The 20,430-nt window shown below is 52.0% G+C and carries 17 protein-coding genes; all 17 read left to right on the top strand.

Annotated features, from left to right (window positions below):
- Window positions 1–43: 43 nt before the first annotated feature.
- The 17 genes from ACI1P2_RS04510 (at window position 44) to ACI1P2_RS04430 (ending at window position 20,337) form a co-directional block, all read left to right on the top strand.
- On the top strand, window positions 44–4,360 hold the full coding sequence (locus tag ACI1P2_RS04510; RefSeq protein WP_355317245.1) for a PolC-type DNA polymerase III: 4,317 nt from the start codon (window positions 44–46) through the stop codon (window positions 4,358–4,360).
- Between the two features lie 218 nt (window positions 4,361–4,578).
- Window positions 4,579–5,040 (top strand): ribosome maturation factor RimP, encoded by a 462-nt coding sequence (rimP, locus tag ACI1P2_RS04505; RefSeq protein ID WP_355317244.1) that lies wholly within the window; start codon window positions 4,579–4,581, stop codon window positions 5,038–5,040.
- 121 nt (window positions 5,041–5,161) lie between these two features.
- Window positions 5,162–6,259 carry a transcription termination factor NusA gene (gene nusA / locus ACI1P2_RS04500; RefSeq protein WP_355317242.1) on the top strand — a complete coding sequence of 366 codons (1,098 nt, stop codon included), beginning with the start codon at window positions 5,162–5,164 and terminating at the stop codon, window positions 6,257–6,259.
- Window positions 6,260–6,283: 24 nt separating this feature from the next.
- Window positions 6,284–6,592 (top strand): RNase P modulator RnpM, encoded by a 309-nt coding sequence (gene rnpM / locus ACI1P2_RS04495; protein ID WP_355317241.1) that lies wholly within the window; start codon window positions 6,284–6,286, stop codon window positions 6,590–6,592.
- Window positions 6,585–6,908, top strand: coding sequence for a L7Ae/L30e/S12e/Gadd45 family ribosomal protein (locus tag ACI1P2_RS04490; protein WP_355317459.1), 324 nt, complete (start codon window positions 6,585–6,587; stop codon window positions 6,906–6,908). Before rnpM ends, ACI1P2_RS04490 begins: the two co-directional genes overlap by 8 nt.
- The gene (infB, locus tag ACI1P2_RS04485; protein WP_355317240.1) at window positions 6,901–9,450 is read left to right on the top strand and encodes a translation initiation factor IF-2; all 2,550 of its coding nucleotides are present in this window, start codon (window positions 6,901–6,903) and stop codon (window positions 9,448–9,450) included. Before ACI1P2_RS04490 ends, infB begins: the two co-directional genes overlap by 8 nt.
- Window positions 9,451–9,470: 20 nt before the next feature.
- Window positions 9,471–9,821, top strand: a complete 351-nt coding sequence (gene rbfA, locus ACI1P2_RS04480) for a 30S ribosome-binding factor RbfA (RefSeq protein ID WP_355317238.1) — start codon at window positions 9,471–9,473, stop codon at window positions 9,819–9,821.
- Window positions 9,822–9,846: 25 nt separating this feature from the next.
- Window positions 9,847–10,824 carry a DHH family phosphoesterase gene (locus ACI1P2_RS04475; RefSeq protein WP_355317236.1) on the top strand — a complete coding sequence of 326 codons (978 nt, stop codon included), beginning with the start codon at window positions 9,847–9,849 and terminating at the stop codon, window positions 10,822–10,824.
- Window positions 10,821–11,744 carry a tRNA pseudouridine(55) synthase TruB gene (gene truB, locus ACI1P2_RS04470; protein ID WP_355317234.1) on the top strand — a complete coding sequence of 308 codons (924 nt, stop codon included), beginning with the start codon at window positions 10,821–10,823 and terminating at the stop codon, window positions 11,742–11,744. The genes ACI1P2_RS04475 and truB overlap by 4 nt, the downstream gene beginning before the upstream one ends.
- A gap of 264 nt (window positions 11,745–12,008) precedes the next feature.
- Entirely contained in the window at window positions 12,009–12,959 is a 951-nt protein-coding gene (locus ACI1P2_RS04465; RefSeq protein ID WP_355317232.1) for a bifunctional riboflavin kinase/FAD synthetase, read from the top strand.
- A 136-nt stretch (window positions 12,960–13,095) separates the two neighbouring features.
- Window positions 13,096–13,365, top strand: a complete 270-nt coding sequence (rpsO, locus tag ACI1P2_RS04460; protein ID WP_305755093.1) for a 30S ribosomal protein S15 — start codon at window positions 13,096–13,098, stop codon at window positions 13,363–13,365.
- Window positions 13,366–13,616: 251 nt separating this feature from the next.
- Window positions 13,617–15,716, top strand: coding sequence for a polyribonucleotide nucleotidyltransferase (pnp, locus tag ACI1P2_RS04455; protein ID WP_355317229.1), 2,100 nt, complete (start codon window positions 13,617–13,619; stop codon window positions 15,714–15,716).
- A 149-nt stretch (window positions 15,717–15,865) separates the two neighbouring features.
- Window positions 15,866–16,855, top strand: a complete 990-nt coding sequence (locus ACI1P2_RS04450; protein ID WP_355317227.1) for a polysaccharide deacetylase family protein — start codon at window positions 15,866–15,868, stop codon at window positions 16,853–16,855.
- A gap of 84 nt (window positions 16,856–16,939) precedes the next feature.
- Window positions 16,940–18,205: a M16 family metallopeptidase gene (locus ACI1P2_RS04445; protein ID WP_355317225.1), complete on the top strand. Its 1,266-nt coding sequence runs from the start codon at window positions 16,940–16,942 to the stop codon at window positions 18,203–18,205.
- Entirely contained in the window at window positions 18,183–18,632 is a 450-nt protein-coding gene (gene dut, locus ACI1P2_RS04440; protein WP_355317223.1) for a dUTP diphosphatase, read from the top strand. The genes ACI1P2_RS04445 and dut overlap by 23 nt, the downstream gene beginning before the upstream one ends.
- A 212-nt stretch (window positions 18,633–18,844) precedes the next feature.
- Window positions 18,845–19,744, top strand: a complete 900-nt coding sequence (gene dpsA, locus ACI1P2_RS04435; protein ID WP_355317221.1) for a dipicolinate synthase subunit DpsA — start codon at window positions 18,845–18,847, stop codon at window positions 19,742–19,744.
- Window positions 19,741–20,337: a dipicolinate synthase subunit B gene (locus tag ACI1P2_RS04430; RefSeq protein ID WP_355317219.1), complete on the top strand. Its 597-nt coding sequence runs from the start codon at window positions 19,741–19,743 to the stop codon at window positions 20,335–20,337. The genes dpsA and ACI1P2_RS04430 overlap by 4 nt, the downstream gene beginning before the upstream one ends.
- Window positions 20,338–20,430 lie beyond the last annotated feature (93 nt).

Below are 20,430 nucleotides of genomic sequence, written 5' to 3'. Positions count from 1 at the left end.
CGGACCAGGAGCTCTTCATGTTTTTGGGGAAGGTGGGAGAACCATGAGCGGTGCTGACGACAAGAGAAAGAGACTTGAGCTGCTGATGAAGCAGGCGAGCGTAGCCCCCGGTATAGTAGATCCTTACTTTCTGGATGGATGGATCGATCGGGTGGAGATCAGCCGCAGCAATAAAGAGTGGCATATTATTTTGGCTAAAGAAACGCTGGTTCCCGCTCAGGTGTACCGGACGTTCTGCCTGCAGGTACAGGAAAAAATGAATCATATCGCCAAAATTACATTTGGCTTTCAATACAGTGAGGCTGTAAACAGAGCTGATATTATCGGCGAGTACTGGAAAATGTTCCTGGAATGGGTTCAACGCGAAATTCCTTCGGTTAACGGCTGGATGACCAGGGCTAGCCATGACTGGGACAACGGTTTGCTGCTGCTGACATTGACGGATGCTATGTCGCTGGAACTGGCCCGTAAGAAGCAGATAGATCAGGCGATCATCCGCTTTTACGAGCGATATTTTCACCTTCCGCTCAGAATCAAGATGCAGGCTGGAGAGGGCAACCAGGAAGCGCTTGAGCAGTTTCAGCAGAAGAAGCTGGAGGAAGAGCGCGAGGTTATCCAGCGCATGATGGAGAGCATGGAGGCTGAGATGCCGGCGGCGGATGAAGAGGAAGGGGATGTGCGGCTCCAGTTCGGTTACGAAATTAAAGAGCAGCCTGTTCCCATTCAGGAAATTCAGGACGAGGAAAAGAAGATCACGCTGCAGGGAACGATTTTTGGCCTGGACAGCAAGGAGCTGCGCAATGGAAGCACCCTGTTCACTTTTTATCTGACAGACTTTACGGATTCACTGCAGATGAAAATGTTCGCCAAAACCAAGGAAGACCTGAAGATTCTAAGCTTGCTTGCCAACGGCAAATGGGTGAAGGTGCGCGGAAGGGTGGAATACGACCGGTTCATGCAGGTGCCGGAGCTCGCTATGATTCCTTCCGATCTGGTGGAGGTGCAGGCCCCACCATCGCGCAAAGACAATGCGTCTGAGAAGCGGGTGGAGTTTCACCTGCATTCGAAAATGAGCACCATGGATGCAGTAACCTCCATTGACACGTATATCAAAACAGCAGCCAAATGGGGGCATAAAGCGATCGCCGTAACGGATCACGGCGGGGTGCAGTGTTATCCCGAAGCGGCCAAAGCCGCCAAGAAGAACGGCATTAAAATGATATACGGGGTGGAAGCCAACGTAGTCAACGATGCCATTGAGGTTGTCCTGCAGGCTCAGCCGCTTGATCTCAAAACGGCTACATATGTCGTATTCGATATTGAGACGACAGGCCTCTCGATTACACAGAACAGGATTATAGAAATCGCGGCTGTGAAAATGCAGGAAGGCAAGGAAATCGATCGTTATGCCACCTTCGTCAACCCGCATGAGCGGATTCCTTATAATATCCAGCAGCTCACCAATATTACGGATGAGATGGTCAAGGACGCGCCGGACGTGGAACCGGTTATGGAGGAATTCGTGAAGTTTGTTGGAGACGCGGTACTGGTCGCTCACAATGCGCGCTTCGATATCGGATTCATTCAAGCTACCCTGAAGAAAATGGGTCTGCCTGAGCTGACGAATCCGGTGCTGGATACGCTGGAATTGGCGCGTATGCTGTTTCCTACGATGAAAAACCACAGACTGAATACGCTGACGGATAAATACAAGGTCGCCCTGGAAAGTCATCACCGCGCGATTGATGATACCATAGCGCTCGGAGGTGTGCTGAACGGCCTGCTCGCCGATGCCGCACAGCTTAAAGGCATGACGCGGCTGGATCAGCTTAATGATTATGTGGGCAAGGATTTATCCACGGCCCGGCCGTTCCACTGCTGCATTTATGCGCTGAACCCGGTCGGTAAGAAGAACTTATATAAGCTTGTTTCTCTGTCGCACACAGAATATTTTAAAAGGGTGCCCTGTATCCCAAAATCGAAATTGTCCGAGATGCGGGAAGGCCTGCTGATTATTTCCGGCTGCGAAAAAGGCGAATTTTTCGAAACCGTGCTGAACAAGACGGTAGAAGAAGCAGAAGAGGTGGCGCAATTTTACGATGTGCTGGAAATTCAGCCGCTCACAATGTACATGCATCTTGTAGAAAAGCAGCTTGTCAGCGACCCGGAAGCGATTAAAACGGCGCTGCGCAAAATATGCGATATCGGGCAGCGGCTCGGCAAACCAGTCATCGCTACAGGAAATGTTCATTATCTGGAGACAAGGGACAAGCTTTACCGCGACATCACGATTCACGGTATTACTGGCTTCAGCCCGCTCAAAGGTATACGCAAGCCTGACGCCCATTTGCGCACCACGGATGAAATGCTGGCTGAATTCGAATTCCTCGGAGAAGAGAAAGCCTATGAAGTGGTCGTTACCAACACAAGCGAATTGGCGGACCGCTTCGAAGAGCTGGAGCTGTTCCCGGACAAACTGTTTACGCCGATTCTGGAGGGGGCGGATGAGGAAATCCGCAACACCTGCTACGAAACGGCCAGATCCATCTATGGGGAGGACCTTCCCGAGGTTGTGGTAGCCCGTCTGGAAAAGGAATTGGAGCCGATCATTAAATACGGCTTTTCGGCCAACTATCTGATCTCCGAGCGGCTTGTCAAAAAGTCGAACCAGGACGGCTACCTGGTCGGTTCCCGGGGCTCGGTAGGCTCATCGGTTGTGGCTACGTTCCTCGGTATATCCGAGGTTAATCCGCTGCCAGCCCATTATATTTGCCTGAATACGGAATGCAAGCACAGCGAATGGTTCCTGGACGGCAGCGTACCGAGCGGGTTCGACCTTCCCGACAAGGACTGTCCGAAATGCGGCGGCAAGCTCAAAGGGGAAGGACAGGACATCCCGTTCGAGACGTTCCTTGGCTTTAAGGGGGACAAGGTTCCCGATATCGACTTGAACTTCTCGGGTGAGTATCAGCCGAATGCCCACAATTATACCAAGGTGCTGTTCGGGGAAAAGTCGGTATTCCGGGCGGGCACGATCGGCACAGTTGCCGAGAAGACCGCCTTCGGCTTTGCGAAAAAATACGAAGAAGAGCATAACCAGAAATGGCGCGGCGCGGAGCTGAACCGGCTGGCCACCGGCTGTACCGGTGTCAAGCGCAGCACGGGTCAGCACCCTGGCGGGATTGTTGTCGTACCGGATTATATCGAGGTTGAGGATATTACTCCGGTTCAGTATCCGGCGGATGATACGTCCGCGGAATGGAAGACCACCCATTTTGATTATCATGCCTTTGACGCGAACCTGCTCAAGCTTGATATTCTGGGGCACGATGATCCGACGATGATGAGAATGCTGCAGGACCTTACAGGAGTCGATCCAACGACGATACCGATGAATGATCCCAAGGTCATGAGCATGTTCAACTCGACGGAAGCGCTCGGTGTTATGCCGGAGCAGATCCGAACGCCGGTGGCCACCTATGGTATTCCTGAAATGGGTACCAAATTTGTACGCCAGATGCTGATCGAGTCACAACCATCCTCCTTTGCGGATTTGCTGCAGATTTCCGGACTGTCGCATGGTACGGGAGTTTGGCTTGGTAACGCGCAGGACCTGATCAAAAACGGTACGTGCAATATTAAAACCGTAATCGGCTGTCGTGACGACATTATGTTGTTCCTTATTTACAAGGCGGGCATGGACGCCAGTCTGGCCTTTAAAATTACGGAAAGCGTACGTAAGGGCAAAGGCTTGACGCCGGAATGGATTGAAGAGATGAAGAGATGTAAGGTGCCACAATGGTACATTGACTCCTGTCTCAAAATTCAGTACATGTTCCCTAAGGCGCATGCGGCGGCCTATGTTATTTCTGCCGTCCGTACCGCCTACTTCAAGCTGTATCATCCGATTGAATTTTATGCGACCTATTTCTCGGTCCGTGCAGCCGACTTCGATATCGAATTATGCTGCCAGGGCTATGAAGCGATCGGCCGTAAAATTGTCGAAATCGAGCAGCTCGGGTTCCAGGCACCGCCGAAGGAGAAAAACATGCTGCCGATTCTGGAGATGGCCTTGGAGATGACCGCACGCGGCTTCACCTTTAAAACGATCGATCTATATCGTTCGGAAGCTACCCGTTTTAAAGTTGACGGGGATTCGCTGATCCCTCCGTTCGGGGCGCTGGCGGGAATCGGTGAAAACGCAGCCCGCAATATTGCGGCTGCCCGCGAGCAGGGTGAGTTTTTGTCGATCGAGGATTTCCAGCAAAAATCGAAGGCAAGTAAAACGATTGTGGAGATGCTGTCGCAAATGGGTTGCTTCCGAGGGCTTCCGGAAAGCAACCAGCTTTCTCTCTTTTAGGCTTGTTTTCTCCTTGAGCAGTCAAGCTTCAGCACTTGTCACTTACATCTGGTTATGTTATAATTTTTTTGGTAATCATGGAGATAAAACCGTTGCTAAAGAGTGGGGAAACCCACTCTTTAATCTTTGCTATGGTGGTTTTGTGATAATTTTGCGCAAGCCCCGGGCTGCGCAGCAAAGACAGATATAGGAAACGATACTCTTGGAGGTTATAATCTTTGAGCACACCAAAGATCAAATCCATCGTGGAAGAAATGGTCCAACCCTACTTGATCGAGCATGGCTTCGAGCTTGTCGACGTTGAATATGTCAAGGAAGGCAGCAACTGGTTTCTGCGCGTCTTTGTTGACAAGGACGGCGGTATTGACCTGGACGACTGCAGTATGATCAGTGAATATCTCAGCCAGAAGCTGGATGAGAAGGATCCGGTTTCAGATGCTTATTTTTTAGAAGTGTCATCTCCCGGTGCGGAACGTCCGCTGAAGAAAGCGGAGGATGTGGCTAAAGCAGTGGGCAAAGACGTATTCATTACTACATACGAGCCTGTCAACGGCCTCAAGGAATTTGAGGGCAGATTGCTTTCATTTGAAAATGATGAGCTTACGGTGCAAACCGGCAAAAAAGAGCATGTCATTCCGTATGCCAAAGTAGCGGGAGCGCGGCTGGCGATCATATTTTAAGTGCTTGACTGCAACTAATGACTATTTGTCTCGTATGAAACGGCCGGTCTCCTTGACTGCAACAAGGAAACAAGCCGTTTCTGCGCAAGACGCCATGATTTGAAAGGGGGAGAAATAATCCATGAGTATGGATTTTATTGAAGCAATGAATGAGCTGGAAAGGGAAAAAGGCATCAGCAAAGATGTGCTGTTCGAAGCGATTGAAGCCGCTCTGATTTCCAGCTATAAGCGCAATTTTAACACGGCCCAGAACGTTCGTGTTGATATGAACCGCAACACCGGGGTTATCAAAGTGTTTGCCCGCAAGCTGATCGTTGACGAGGTGCTGGATCCCCGCACTGAAATTTCATTGCCGGCCGCGCGGGAGATCAATCCGCATTTCCAGCTTGACGATATTGCAGAGATCGAAGTGACGCCGCGGGATTTCGGGCGGATTGCCGCCCAGACGGCCAAGCAGGTGGTTACCCAGCGTATTCGCGAGGCGGAGCGCGGGCTGATCTATAACGCTTTTGTGGATAAAGAGGAAGATATCGTCACAGGTACCGTACAGCGTCAGGATCAGCGCAATATTTACGTGGATCTTGGCAAGATTGAGGCAGCGCTTCCGCTTAGCGAGCTTATGCCGAATGAGAGGTTCAACCATCTGGACCGCATCAAGGCATATATCACAAAAGTCGAGAATACAACGAAAGGGCCGCAAATTTTGCTGTCCCGCACGCATCCAGGCCTGCTCAAACGCTTGTTTGAGCTTGAGGTTCCGGAAATTTTCGACGGGGTTGTCGAGATTCGTTCCGTGGCCCGTGAAGCCGGGTTCCGTTCCAAAATCGCCGTATACTCGCGCAACGAAGAAGTTGATCCTGTCGGCTCCTGTGTAGGTCCAAGAGGCACGCGCGTGCAGACCATCGTCAATGAGCTGCGCGGCGAGAAAATCGACATCGTCCGCTACTCCGACAATGTCGATGAATATGTGGCCAATGCGCTCAGCCCTTCCAAGGTGCTGGAGGTGCAGGTATTTGAAGAGGAAAAAATGGCGCGTGTCATCGTTCCCGATTACCAGCTTTCCCTCGCCATCGGCATCAAAGGACAGAATGCCCGGCTTGCCGCGAAGCTGACGGGCTGGAAGATCGATATCAAGAGCGAAACCCAGGCGGAAGAAGAGTTAGGCAGACCTCGCACCAATGATGGGGAAATGCATCAAGATTCCGTTTCCGTCGATTAAACGCAAGGTTAAGGGGGGAGTCGTATGAAACAGAGAAAGGTACCGCTGCGCAAATGCGTGGCTTGCCAGGAAATGATGCCGAAGAAGCAGCTTATCCGTATCGTCAAAACCCCTGAAGACGAAATATTGATTGATCTGACCGGTAAAAAAGCTGGCCGGGGGGCTTATTTATGCGGCAAGGACGCATGCTTTAAGCTGGCCCGAAAGAATAAAGCGCTGGATCGTGCTTTAAAGCATCATGTGGATCCGGAAATCCATGATCAATTGGCCCGGGATTTCGCTGCCGCCGAGGAAGAATTCCTGGCGGCACAAGGCAGTGCCGATGATGAATAAGGCGCTGTCCAATATAGGCCTGGCCATGCGAGCAGGCAAACTGGTAACCGGTGATGAAATCGTGCTGAAGGCTGTGCGCTCTTCCGAAGCCAAGCTGGTCATCCTTGCGAAAGATGCCTCAGTTAATACTCAAAAGAAATTCCGCGATAAATGCGGATCCTACAACATTCCACTGCTGATAGGGTTTGACCGGGAAAGCTTGGGCAACAGTGTCGGCAAGCCCGAACGGGTCGTGCTGGCGGTAACGGATCAAGGGTTCGCGCAGATGATCTTGAAACATGCGGGGATTATGTCGGAGGTGGAGTATATTGAGTAAACAGGAAAGCAAAGACAAACTGCGGGTTTATGAGTACGCCAAGTCATTGAATATGAGCAGCAAGGAAATTATTACGATTCTTAAAAGGCTTGACATTCCCGTTAACAATCATATGAGCGTTATGGAGAACGATGCCGTAAACAAGGTTGAAAACTTTTTCAAGGAAATCAAATCCAACGCTGCGAAGCAAAGCGGGACAGGTACGGCCCAGATCCATGCGCAAAAGACAGAGCAACCCAAAATTCAACAGGAAAAGCAGGTAAGTATGAATAATAAAAAAAACAACCAAAACCAGAGCAGTACAAACTCAAGACCGCAAAGCGGTCAGGATAACAGGAGAAGCGGCTCCCCTTCCGGCCAAGGAGGCCAGAACCGGGGCGGCGGGCAGCGACAAGGCAATGCGGGCGGCGGCAACCGTCAGCAGGGAGGTTCGGCACCGCGTCAGCAAAGCGGCACAAGCGTAGGCTCCCGTCCGCAGCAAAACAGCGCCACAAGCGTAGGCTCTCGTCCGCAGCAAAACAGCGGACAGCGTGACGGCGGATCAGCGGTCAGAACGGCCGAACGCAGCGGCGGAGGACAAAACCGCGGCGGGCAAGGCGGCGGCAATCGCGGCGGCGGCAATAACCGCAACAACGGGGGCGGGGGCGGCCGTCAGGGAGGCAACCGCTTTGAAGACCGCTCCGGCGGTCAAAACCGCGGCAACGCCGGACGCGGCGGCAAAGGCGGAAAATTCAACAACAACCGTGGCCGCGGGGGACAGCAGGAACAGCGTCGCGAGAAAATTGACAACACGCCGAAGAAAATTATCGTGCGCGGTGAAATGACCGTTGGCGAAACGGCTAAGCTCCTGCACAAGGACGCCTCCGAGGTGATCAAAAAGCTCATTATGCTGGGTACGATGGCAACCATCAACCAGGAGCTGGACATGGATACGATTCTCCTGCTTGCAGGCGAGTTCGGTGTTGAAGTCGAAGTGAAGATCCCGGTCGAAGAGGACCGTTTTGAAACAGTCGAGGAAAATGATGATCCGGAAAGCCTGACTACCCGTCCACCGGTTGTAACGATCATGGGTCACGTTGACCACGGTAAAACTACATTGCTCGATGCGATCCGCTCCACGAATGTTACCGGCGGCGAAGCAGGCGGCATTACGCAGCATATCGGTGCTTACCAGGTGGAAATCAACGGCAAGAAGATTACGTTCCTGGATACGCCGGGCCACGAAGCGTTTACGGCCATGCGCGCACGCGGTGCCCAGGTTACGGATATGACGATCATCGTTGTCGCAGCCGATGACGGTGTGATGCCGCAAACGGTGGAAGCGATCAATCATGCCAAGGCGGCAGGTTTGCCGATCATCGTGGCGGTTAATAAAATTGATAAGCCGGACGCCAACCCGGATAAAGTGAAGCAAGAGCTGACGGAATATGAGCTTGTTCCGGAAGAGTGGGGCGGCGATACCATCTTCGTGAACGTGTCGGCCAAGCAAAAAATGGGTCTGGAAGACCTGCTTGAAATGATTCTGCTCGTCGCGGAAGTGAACGAGTACAAAGCCAATCCTGACAAGCGCGCACGCGGAACCATCATCGAGGCCGAGCTGGACAAAGGCCGCGGTTCGGTAGCCCGGATTCTCGTGCAAAACGGTACGCTGAAGGTCGGCGATGCGTTTGTGGCGGGCAACTGCTTCGGACGGGTGCGGGCAATGGTCAACGACAAGGGCCGCCGTCTGAAAGAGGCGGGTCCTTCCACACCGGTAGAGATTACCGGTTTGACTGAAGTGCCTTTGGCTGGAGATCCGTTCATGGTGTTTGAAGATGAGCGCAAAGCGCGCGCCATCGCCGACAAACGCGCAATCACACAGCGTCAGTCCGAACTGGGCAGCCATACTCGAGTAACTCTCGACGATCTGTTCCAGCATATTAAAGACGGCGAAATGAAGGATTTGAACGTGATTATTAAAGGTGACGTTCAAGGTTCCGTCGAAGCCCTGAAAGGCTCCCTGAACAAAATTGAAGTTGAGGGCGTACGCGTTAAGATTATTCACAGCAGTGTCGGCGCGATCAATGAGTCGGATATCATTCTGGCTGCGGCGTCGAATGCGATTGTCATCGGCTTTAACGTCCGCCCTGATAACCAGGCTAAAGCAACGGCAGAGTCCGAGAAGGTGGATATTCGCCTGCACCGTGTTATCTACAATGTGATCGAAGAAATCGAGCAAGCAATGAAGGGGATGCTTGACCCGGTTTACAAAGAGAACATTATCGGCCATGCCGAAGTGCGGAACGTGTTCAAAGTCAGCAAGGTCGGAACGATCGCAGGCTGTATGGTTACTTCCGGCAAAATTTCCCGTAACGCGGAAGCCCGCCTGATCCGTGACGGTATCGTCATTTTCGAAGGCAAAATCGATTCCTTGAAGCGGTTCAAGGATGATGCCAAGGAAGTGGCGCAAGGCTACGAATGCGGTATTACCCTTGATGGCTATAATGACGTTAAGGAAAACGACGTCATCGAAGCGTTCGTCATGGAGACGGTGGAACGCTGAGGGCAGAAAGGTGAGCTACAATGGCTAAAATACGAACAGGACGTGTCGGGGAACAGATCAAAAAGGAACTGAGCCTGCTGATCCAGAGTGAGTTGAAGGATCCGCGCATCGGTTTTGTGACCGTGACGGGCGTTGAAGTAACGAATGATCTGTCCCAGGCCAAAGTATATTTAAGCGTACTGGGAGACGAAGAACAGAAGCAGGCCTCACTCAAGGGGCTGGACAAAGCCAACGGTTTTCTTCGCTCGGAGCTGGGTAAAAGAATCCGGCTCCGCCATGTACCTGAACTGATTTTTAAAATTGACGAATCCATTGCCTACGGCAGCCGCATTGAGAAGCTGCTTAGCGACATCGGCAAAGAAGATCAATGATGAATTGAATGTAAAGGAGACGGCAATGCAGACTTATGAACGGGCGCTTCAGCAGGCGAAGGATTTCCTGCAGGAGCATGATGACTTCCTGATCGTGTCGCATGTACAGCCGGACGGAGATGCAGTCAGCTCGACCTTAACGGTGGGCTGGCTTCTCTCATGTCTGGGCAAAAAATTCACGATGCTGAACGAGGGGCCGATTCCGCAGCGGATGAAATTTTTGTGGCATGCTGACAACATTGTCAATATGAGCCTTCAGCCTTTGGACCGCAAGTACAGCCGGGTGATCTGTGTGGATTGTGCGGATTTCCGCCGTGTTGGTCTGACCGAGCAGTATTTTGCAGATGATGCGCTGATTCTGAATATAGATCACCATCCGACCAATGACGGCTATGGCAGCATCAATGTCATCAAGTCGGATGCGGCGGCCACGGCCGAAATTTTGTTTGATCTGGTGAGGCTGTGCGGCGTAAACTGGGATACAGAGATTGCATCCCTGGTCTATACGGGCCTGTTAACGGATACCGGGGGCTTTCGCTATTCAAATACCTCTCCCCAGGTCATGTCCATCGCCTCTAAACTGCTGTCTTATGGCGTAAATGGTCCGGATTTGTCGGAGCGGCTGCTTGAATGCATGTCGCTGGCGCAGGTGCAAATTTTGACGCGGGCTTTGTCGACGCTGGAAATGGCCGCGGACGGCAAAATTGCCTGGGTGACCGTTCTGCCTGAGGACATGAAGGCTGCAGGAGCGGAAAACGAGGACCTGGAGGGGATCGTAAATTATCCGCGCAACATCCAGGGAGTGGAAGTGGGCATTTTATTTAAAGTTATCGACGGACAAGCGGTTAAAGCCAGCCTGCGTTCCGCAGGCAAAGTCGATGTGGCGGCTTTGGCCCAATCCTTTGGGGGCGGAGGGCATGTGCGGGCCGCCGGCTGCCGCTTAGAAGGTCCGCTTGAGCAAGTCGTTGAGCAGGTCGTCAGCAGGGTGAAGGAGAAACTATGAAGAAAACGTGGGAAGGGATATTGCCTGTCTACAAGCCCGCCGGTTTTACCTCCCATGATGTAGTGGCCAAGGCACGCCGGCTGCTGGGAATGAAAAGGATCGGCCACACGGGCACGCTTGACCCGCAGGTCACCGGTGTGCTTCCGCTCTGCCTGGGGCGAGCGACCCGGGTTGTGGAATACTTGCAGGAACAGCCGAAGGAGTATCAGGCCACGCTGCGTCTTGGCCTTGCAACCGATACGGAAGATATGACGGGTACTGTGGTGGAGGAAGCTGATGCACAGGCGGTGACTGAGGAAGAGGCCGCAGCGGTGCTGCGGCGTTTTACCGGCGTGATCAGCCAGGTGCCCCCTATGTATTCGGCAGTCAAGGTGGAAGGCAAACGGCTGTATGAGCTCGCACGTGAAGGGAAGACGGTTGAGCGCAAGAGCCGGGAGGTCACCATCCATGAGCTGGAGATGAATGGGTTTGCCAAAAGGGATACATATACCGATGTATCGTTTCGAGTCCTGTGCTCCAAAGGCACCTACATACGTACCCTTTGTGTTGACATCGGGCGCGAGCTTGGTTATCCGTCCACGATGGTCCGTCTTGAACGGACCATGTCCGCTGGCATCACAGCAGACCGCTGCCTGACATTTGAAGATATCGAGCGCTGTACGGCAGATGGAAGTCTGGGAGAGCGTCTGATTCCGGTGGACGAGGCGGTTGCGTTTATGCCTGCACACACGGTTGTCAGGCAAAGGGCGGCAGCGGCCATACAGGGACAGCGGCTGTCCCCGGGTGCTGTGCTTCCGCCGGTAGAGCATGACCTGTCTATCCGGCTTTATCGGGAAGACGGCCAGTTTCTCGGCATCTTCGGCCGTGATCCGGAGTCTCATGCCGTGACAGCCATCAAGGTGTTTCTTCCGGATCAATGAATAGAAGTTGAAACTATATAAGTGCGAGTTCAGAAAGTCAGGTTTTCAGCACCGAGAAGATTGGATGAAGCCAGGGACTGAGGAGCGGAGCGTACTAGGGGTACGTGAGCACCTGAAATGTTTCCGCAGGAAACATGCTTCGGAAGCGTCTGCTTAGGCCCGGCTGAATTCAAGATTCGATGTCGAGTCTGCTTCCCGATTTACTTCGTGATCAAAAGATGACTTTTTGAACAACCTTTATAAGGAATGGCAGGTGAAATGCGAATGATTACTGTACCGTTGTCATACCCGCCGACAGGTGAAGTTTTGCAGAAGCATGCCCGCCCTCAGGTCATGGCTATGGGGCAGTTCGACGGGCTTCATATGGGGCATCAAAGCGTAATCCGAACGGCAGTTTCACTGGCTGAGCGCCGGCAGTGCCCGGTATCTGTCATGACCTTTCATCCTCATCCGAAAGAAGTCATGAAAAAGGGGGATTATGAGGGCTATCTAACACCCATTGCCGAGAAAAAGGATCTGCTGAAGTCGATGGGTGTTGACGTGCTGTATATTATGGAGTTTAACGAAGCTTTTTCGCTTGTAACTCCGCAGCAGTTCGTAGAAGATGTGCTTTTTCCGCTGCAGGTGCAGACGGCGGTCGTCGGTTTTGATTTTCGCTTCGGACACCGGGGTGAAGGTGATGAAAGCATGCTGAGGGAGCTGGGCGGTGCCCGGATGAACGTGGAGACCGTGCCGCCCTTCCAATTGAACGGGGAAAAAGTCAGCAGCTCCGGCATTCGCAAGGCGCTGCGGGAAGGCGATCTTGCCCGTGCTTTGGACTGGCTGGGACGCTCTTACCGGCTGCAGGGAATCGTTAGCGATGGCGAAAAAAGAGGACGGACGATTGGGTTTCCGACCGCCAATCTCCGGTTGAATGATAATTATGTTATTCCTATGAAAGGCGTATACGCAGTCAGGGCGACTGTAGGTGGCGAGCAGTTGAAAGGGGTCATGAATGTTGGCGTGAAGCCGACGTTCCATGAAGGTGATCTTCAGCCGTCTTTTGAAGTGCATCTGTTCGATTTCGACAGGCAAATCTATGGAGAATGGATGTCTGTAGAGCTGTGCCATTTCATCCGTCCTGAGCGCAAGTTCAGTGGAGTTCAGGAGCTTGTGGCCCAAATCCGCAATGATGCGGATACGGCGGAGCAGCTGCTTTCATCCTCAAGATTATAGTGCGGCATTTACAATGGACAATCTGCTGTGTTATACTGTTTCATGTTGCTCATGCAACAGAGAACCTTAGCTTGGTTGCGCGCTTTCACCGGCGGTTACTCGGCTATCGGCGATTATAATGAAGGAGGTGAACAGAATGGCATTGACTCAAGAGCGTAAACAACAGCTGATTGACGAATACAAAACTCACGAATCCGACACAGGATCCGCAGAGGTTCAAATCGCAATCCTGACTGAGAACATCGTTAACTTGCAAAGCCACTTTCGTTCGCATAAGAAAGACCATCACTCCCGTCGCGGGCTGTTGAAGATGGTTGGTCAGCGTCGTAAGCTTTTGGCTTACCTGAAGAAAACCGATGTAAAACGTTACAGTGCACTGATCGAAAGACTCGGACTGCGCCGTTAATTTTACATGTAAGCCCCAAAAAAGAACCTGGTTGTTCACCGCATGTCCCTGTAAAGGCGACAACGGACAGCAGCCAGGTTTTTCTTGAATTTCCCGGGTTTCCGGATTTTAGCGAAGCCCTCCAGTTATGCCTTTTTTTAAGCACAGTCTATCTACCCAGAAAGAGTGTCGTCTTATGAATCGGCTTGGAGCAGGAAATACTGTTTTTACGCAGAACAAGAACATACAGGTGTAAAGAATGGAGGGATACCATGGAACAACGTGTAGAAATGCAGCTTGGCGGCAGAAAGCTCGTTCTTGAAACAGGCCGACTTGCGAAACAGGCCAATGCAGCAGTAATGGTACGCTACGGCGATACCGCGGTGCTTTGTACCGTTACAGCATCCAGCGAACCGAAGGATTTGGATTTTTTCCCGTTAACCGTCAATTACGAGGAAAGATTATATGCCGTGGGTAAAATTCCTGGAGGTTTCATCAAGCGTGAAGGAAGACCGAGCGAGAAGGCGATTCTTGCCAGCCGCCTGACAGACCGTCCGATACGGCCATTGTTTCCGGAGGGCTTCCGCAATGATGTTCAGGTCCTGAACCTTGTGATGAGCGTCGATCAGGACTGTGAGCCGCAAATTGCGGCCATGATTGGCACCTCGGCGGCGCTGAGCATATCGGATGTGCCGTTTAACGGACCGATCGGCGGTGTTGCAGTCGGCCGGGTAAACGGTCAATTCATCATCAATCCAACCATCGAGCAGCAGGAGACAAGCGATCTGTATCTGGTAGTATCAGGTACAAAAGATGCGATTATGATGGTGGAGGCCGAGGCGAACGAGGTTCCTGAAGAGACGATGCTGGAAGCGATCATGTTCGGACATGATGAAATCAAGAACATCGTCGCGACAATTGAAGAGCTGGTGAAAATTGCCGGCAAGGAAAAAATGCAGGTCAAGCTGCATGCCGTGGATGAAACGGTAAACAAGGAAGTGCGCGAATATGCTGCCGCCCGTTTGGTGGAAGCGGTCAAAATCGAAGAAAAGCATGCGCGTCAGGACGCGATCGATGCGATCAACGAAGAGACGGTTGCTCATTTTGAAGAGAAGTACATCGATACACCGGAGCTTCTGAAGGATGTTAATGAAGTGCTCTATGATATCGTCAAGGAAGAAGTGCGCCGTTTAATTACCCACGACAAGATTCGTCCGGACGGCCGCAAGCTGGATGAAATCCGCCCGATTGAGACTGATACTGGCCTTCTGCCGCGAACGCACGGCTCCGGTTTGTTTACACGCGGACAGACACAGGCTTTGAGCGTATGTACGCTGGGAGCTCTTGGCGATGTGCAGATTCTGGACGGTATTTCACTGGAAGAGTCGAAACGCTTTATGCACCATTATAACTTCCCGCCTTTCAGCGTGGGCGAGGCTCGTCCTCTGCGTGCTCCAGGCAGACGCGAAATCGGACATGGTGCGCTTGGCGAACGTGCACTTGCCAAAGTTATTCCGTCTGAATCCGAATTCCCTTACACGATCCGCCTCGTATCCGAGGTGCTTGAATCGAACGGATCCACCTCGCAGGCGAGCATTTGCGCCAGCACACTGGCAATGATGGATGCGGGGGTTCCGATCAAAGCTCCGGTTGCGGGTGTGGCGATGGGATTGATCAAGGATCAAGAGCATGTATCTATTCTGACAGATATTCAAGGTATGGAAGATCACCTTGGAGATATGGACTTTAAGGTGGCCGGTACAGCTGAAGGCGTAACCGCCATTCAGATGGATATCAAGATTGACGGCATTGACCGCAACATTTTGCATGACGCTCTGACCCAGGCCAGAGAAGGTCGGATATTCATTCTGAATAAAATGATGGAAGCGATCCAAGAGCCGAGGAAGCAGCTTTCACCTTATGCGCCAAAAATTATCACGATGTATATCAACCCGGATAAAATCCGCGATGTTATCGGCGCAGGTGGCAAGATTATCAACAAGATCATTGAAGATACTGGCGTAAAAATTGATATCGAGCAGGATGGCCGTGTGTTTATCGCTTCGTCCAATCCGGAAATGAACGAGAAAGCACGCTCCATTATCGAAGGGATCGTAAGAGAAGTGGTTGTCGGCGAAATCTATGTCGGAACCGTTAAACGTATCGAGAAATTCGGCGCATTCGTTGAAATTTTGCCGGGCAAAGATGGACTGGTTCATATTTCCCAGCTGTCCACCGAACGGGTCGGCAAAGTGGAAGACGTGGTGTCGATCGGCGATACGATTACGGTTAAAGTTACCGAAATCGATCAGCAGGGTCGGGTTAACCTGTCCCGCAAAGCCGTATTGACTGCGGAGCAGCCGGCCAAGTAAATAACCCAATCATCGAAGAAGAATCCGTAAAAGAGACAGAGTAATTTTCTGGCTCTTTTTTTAATACATAAGCAGGCAGAAACCGTGAGGCATAAAACCTGTCCGGCGCTCATAGGATGTGGACAAACGCGCTGGAAGGATGAATGGGGATGAAAAAGGCGAAAATAGCCGCCGCTGCCTTGGGGAGTGCGATTGTGGTTTTGCTCGTAGGCCAAATCAGCGGTATCCGTGAATATGTGCAAGAGGTCCGCAGCCAGTGGGAAGAAGCGACAGCAGTAGAAGTGTGGGGCCCTGCAACAGCAGGAGAGCAGTTGATGGAAATCATAAAGCTTGAGGCCGAGCGGCGCCAACAGGCTCCGGTTGATGCGAAGGTTGACCGCGTCTGGAAAGCCATTCCAGGGTACAACGGGGTAGAAGTAGATATAGAAGCCACCTACCGGAGGGCCGCCGCTGCTCCGGGTATGCCTGTAAAGTACATATTTAAGCAAATTCCGCCGCAGGTATCGCTCGATGATCTGGGCCATCATCCGATTTACCGCGGCAACCCTGCCAAACCGATGGCTGCCTTCATGATTAATGTGGCCTGGGGTAATGAATACATCGGGCGTATGCTCGATACCCTGGATCGTGAACATGTAAAGGCCACCTTTTTCCTGGACGGAAGCTGGCTGAAGAAAAATCCGGATGTCGCCAAGGAAATTCAGAAGAGAGGGCATGAAATTTCAAATCATGCTTATTCCCACCCGAATATGAGCAGGGTCGGCCGGGAGCGCGCGCAACAGGAGATTTCGAAAACGGAGGCTCTGCTCAAGGAAACGCTTGGTGTCCAGAACAAGTGGTTTGCTCCTCCTTCCGGGGACTATGATCAGGAGACCGTTGAAATCGCCGCAAGCCAGGGATTGAAGACCGTTTTATGGACTCTGGACACAGTGGACTGGAGAAAACCGGCCCCTTCTTCCATTGTGCGCAAAATTGCGGCCGGTGTTGAGCCGGGATCGCTTATTCTGATGCATCCAACCCAATCTTCAGCGGAGGCATTGGCTGATATGATCAAGGCTGTGCGCAGCAAAGGGCTCACACTTGGAACCGTCAGCGAGACACTGTCGGCGGAGCGGATCATGGACAGTACGGTTGAGTAGTCTTCCTTTTTCTGTTACGATGAACATTATGGCGTCAGATAAAAAATGGACACATGCAAGTTTAAGTTTAGGGGGGCCAACTTAGTGAAACAAATACAGCTGAACAACGGCCTTAGAGTGGTCATGGAAAAAATTCCGAACGTACGCTCTGTTTCCTTCGGGATCTGGGTCAAGACCGGATCGCGGCATGAAGCCGAAGCAAGCAGCGGCATATCCCATTTTATTGAGCACATGCTTTTTAAAGGCACGGATCGGTTCAGTGCAAAAGATATTGCGGAGGAATTTGATGCCATTGGCGGCAACGTTAATGCGTTCACATCCAAAGAATATACATGCTACTATGCCAAGGTGCTTGACGAGCATTTGCCGATCGCGGTGGATGTACTGTCAGATATGTTTTTTAATTCAAAGCTGGACCCTGAGGAGCTTGCCAGAGAGAAAAATGTCATCCTTGAGGAAATTTCCATGTACGAGGATACGCCTGATGACATGGTGCATGATCTGGTTTCCAGAGCAGCGTACGGGAGCCATCCGCTGGCCTTTCCCATTCTCGGCTCGGAGGAGCGCCTGCAGGGCATGGACAGCGACCAGCTCCGCAGCTATATGAGAGAGCACTATACCATTGAAAATACAGTGATCAGCCTGGCCGGTAATATCAATGATGACGTGGTCGAGCTGCTGGAGAAGCATTTCGGTCACTTTGACAATCATGGTCAGCCTTCGAAGTTGGACGTTCCTGCTTTTGCAGGGCAGCTCCTGTTCCACGAAAAAAGCACGGAGCAGAACCATATCTGCCTTTCGTTCCCGGGTTGTGCCACGGGCGAGCCGCTGCACTATGCCATGATTTTGCTGAATAATGCGCTTGGCGGAGGCATGAGCTCCAGACTGTTTCAGGAAATCCGTGAAAAACGCGGACTCGCATACTCCGTGTATTCCTATCACAGCTCCCATGCGGACAGTGGCCTGCTGACCATCTATGCAGGTACGGCGCCAAAGCAAACCAAGGATGTGCTTGAGCTGACCCAGGAACTGCTGCATGACGCCGCCGTGAAAGGACTGACATCCACTGAGCTCAGCAAGGGCAAAGAGCAGCTTAAAGGCAGCCTGATCCTGAGCCTGGAGAGTACAGGCAGCCGGATGAACAGAAACGGGAAAAATGAACTGATGCTGGGCCGCCATTATACGCTGGACGAGATGATCCGAAATATTGAGCAGGTTACGATGAATGATGTGCAGGCCGTGCTGGACCGTATGTTCGCCAAGCCTTTTGCCGTCGCCATGGTCGGGTCTTCGGACGCGGCAGTTACAGGATTGAGGAGGGACCAATTTGCCTTATTACGTGGAAATTAACAAATTTGCGGGCAATGAAGACATCGAATTGCCACGCAAAATGTCGGAGCTTGCTTCCGGATTCGATTTATATGCTGCAGTAACGGAGGATGTCGTGCTGGAGCCCGGGAAGCGCTGCTTGATTCCGACCGGATTTGCGCTCGCCATGCCTGCCGGTCTGGAGGCGCAAATCCGCCCCCGCAGCGGGCTGGCCTACAAGCACGGGATTACGTGCCTGAACACACCCGGCACGATTGATGCCGATTACCGCGGCGAAATCAAGGTGCTGCTTATCAATTTGGGGGAAGAGCCATTTACCATCGTGCGGAACGAACGGATCGCCCAGATGGTGTTCCAGGAAGTGCCCCAGGTTGAGCTGAAGCAGGTTGAAGTTTTATCTGAAACGGTCCGCGGCTCGGGAGGCTTCGGACATACAGGCAGAAAATAGGCCTGCAGCACAATGATACGAATATGACCGTAAGAAAAACGTCTGCCGACGTACTTTCACAGAAGACAGATCGCGTTTAGCGGAAGTTTTCTTGTGTCTAATATCTTAAAGCGAGCCGCCCGTTATGGGCGGTTTTTTGCGTTCTCTATCACCCTTTCCGGGTAAACGCATAATATGAACCATACCGTGTCTGGAAAAGGAGTGAATACCAGATGCTCACAGGAATTCGGGTTTTGGTTATGGGCGGAGATGCCCGGCAGCTGGAGGTACTGAGGAAATGTGCCGCTTTGGGCGCTTCTGTGCATGCAGTGGGATTTGAACGCATTCCGGAGAAGATTCCCGGTGTGTTTTTCGTGCCTCTTGGAGAAGAAGTTCTGGAATCAGCGGATGCACTCATATTGCCGGTTGTAAGCTGTGATGATGAAGGAAAGGTAAGTGCGTTATTTTCTGATGAACCGCTGCAGCTGCTGGAAGAACATGTTTCCGTGCTTCCGGGGCACTGTACAATTTACACCGGAATGGCAAAGCCGTATCTGCACAAGTTGAGCGACAAATACGGTCTAAAGCTGGTTGAGCTCCTGAATCGGGATGATATTGCCATTCACAACTCGATTCCTACCGCCGAAGGGGCCGTCATGATGGCGATCCAGCATACGGATATAACAATTCACCAGTCCAAATGCATGGTGCTCGGTATGGGACGTACCGGGTTTACATTGGCTAAAACTCTGCAGGGGCTGGGGGCTGACGTGAAGGTCGGAATTCGCTTGAAGGATGAAGGGGCACGTGCCGCCGTGATGGGCTGGAAGCCTTTTGAGACAAGGGATTTGGTGGATGAGGTGTACGATATCGACTTGCTTTTTAATACGATACCCACTATGATTATCACAGCGCAAATCCTGTCCCGAATGCCTCGGAGTGCCGTCATTATTGACCTGGCCTCCGCTCCCGGCGGATGTGATTTCTCAAGTGCGGAGAAGATTGGAATCAAGGCTGTTCTTGCACCTTCACTTCCCGGCATCGTAGCTCCCAAAACCGCAGGTATGATTATGGCGGACGCATTGGTTCAGCAGCTTTTGCAAGATAATCCGAACCGGGAGGAAGGCGTATGAACTGGAGGGGCAAGACAGTAGGTTACGCGATTACGGGCTCACACTGCACCTTTGAGGAAGTGATGCCCGTCATTCAGCGTTTTGTAGATGAAGGCGCACGGGTCATTCCGATTATTTCAAGCTCGGTGCTGACGACGGATACACGTTTCGGCACCTCACAAAGTTGGCAAAAACAGTTGAAAGATATAACAGGGAATGATATCATTTCTACAATTGTTGAGGCTGAACCGCTTGGGCCATCTCGTATGCTGGATGTGCTTGTTATTGCGCCTTGCACGGGCAATACGACCAGCAAGCTGGCCAACGCCATGACGGACAGTCCAGTGCTGATGGCTGCCAAAGCGCAGCTTCGGAACGGCCGTCCGCTGGTGCTTGCCATTTCAACCAATGACGGCCTTGGACTGAATGCGGCGAATATCGCGAAGCTGCTTGTGGCCAAATCCGTTTATTTTGTGCCGTTCGGGCAGGATAATCCGGAACAGAAGCCCAATTCGCTTGTGGCCCAGATGGAGCTTATACCTGAGGCCTGTTATGCAGCTCTGGAGGGCAGACAGCTCCAGCCTATGATCATTCAGCGACGTCATACTGTATAATTGCCTGGCTGGCCTCCGGCTGCTGATGCAGCCGGGGGCTTTCAGAATATATGGTCATTCGCTGCAGCGGCAAAGGGTAAAAGAAGCAGGTTG

Source organism: Paenibacillus jiangxiensis (genome assembly GCF_046098255.1).
GTDB lineage: Bacteria > Bacillota > Bacilli > Paenibacillales > Paenibacillaceae > Paenibacillus > Paenibacillus jiagnxiensis.
The sequence above is the reverse complement of the archived record's forward strand: the minus strand, read 5'-3'. Positions and strand labels throughout refer to the sequence as shown.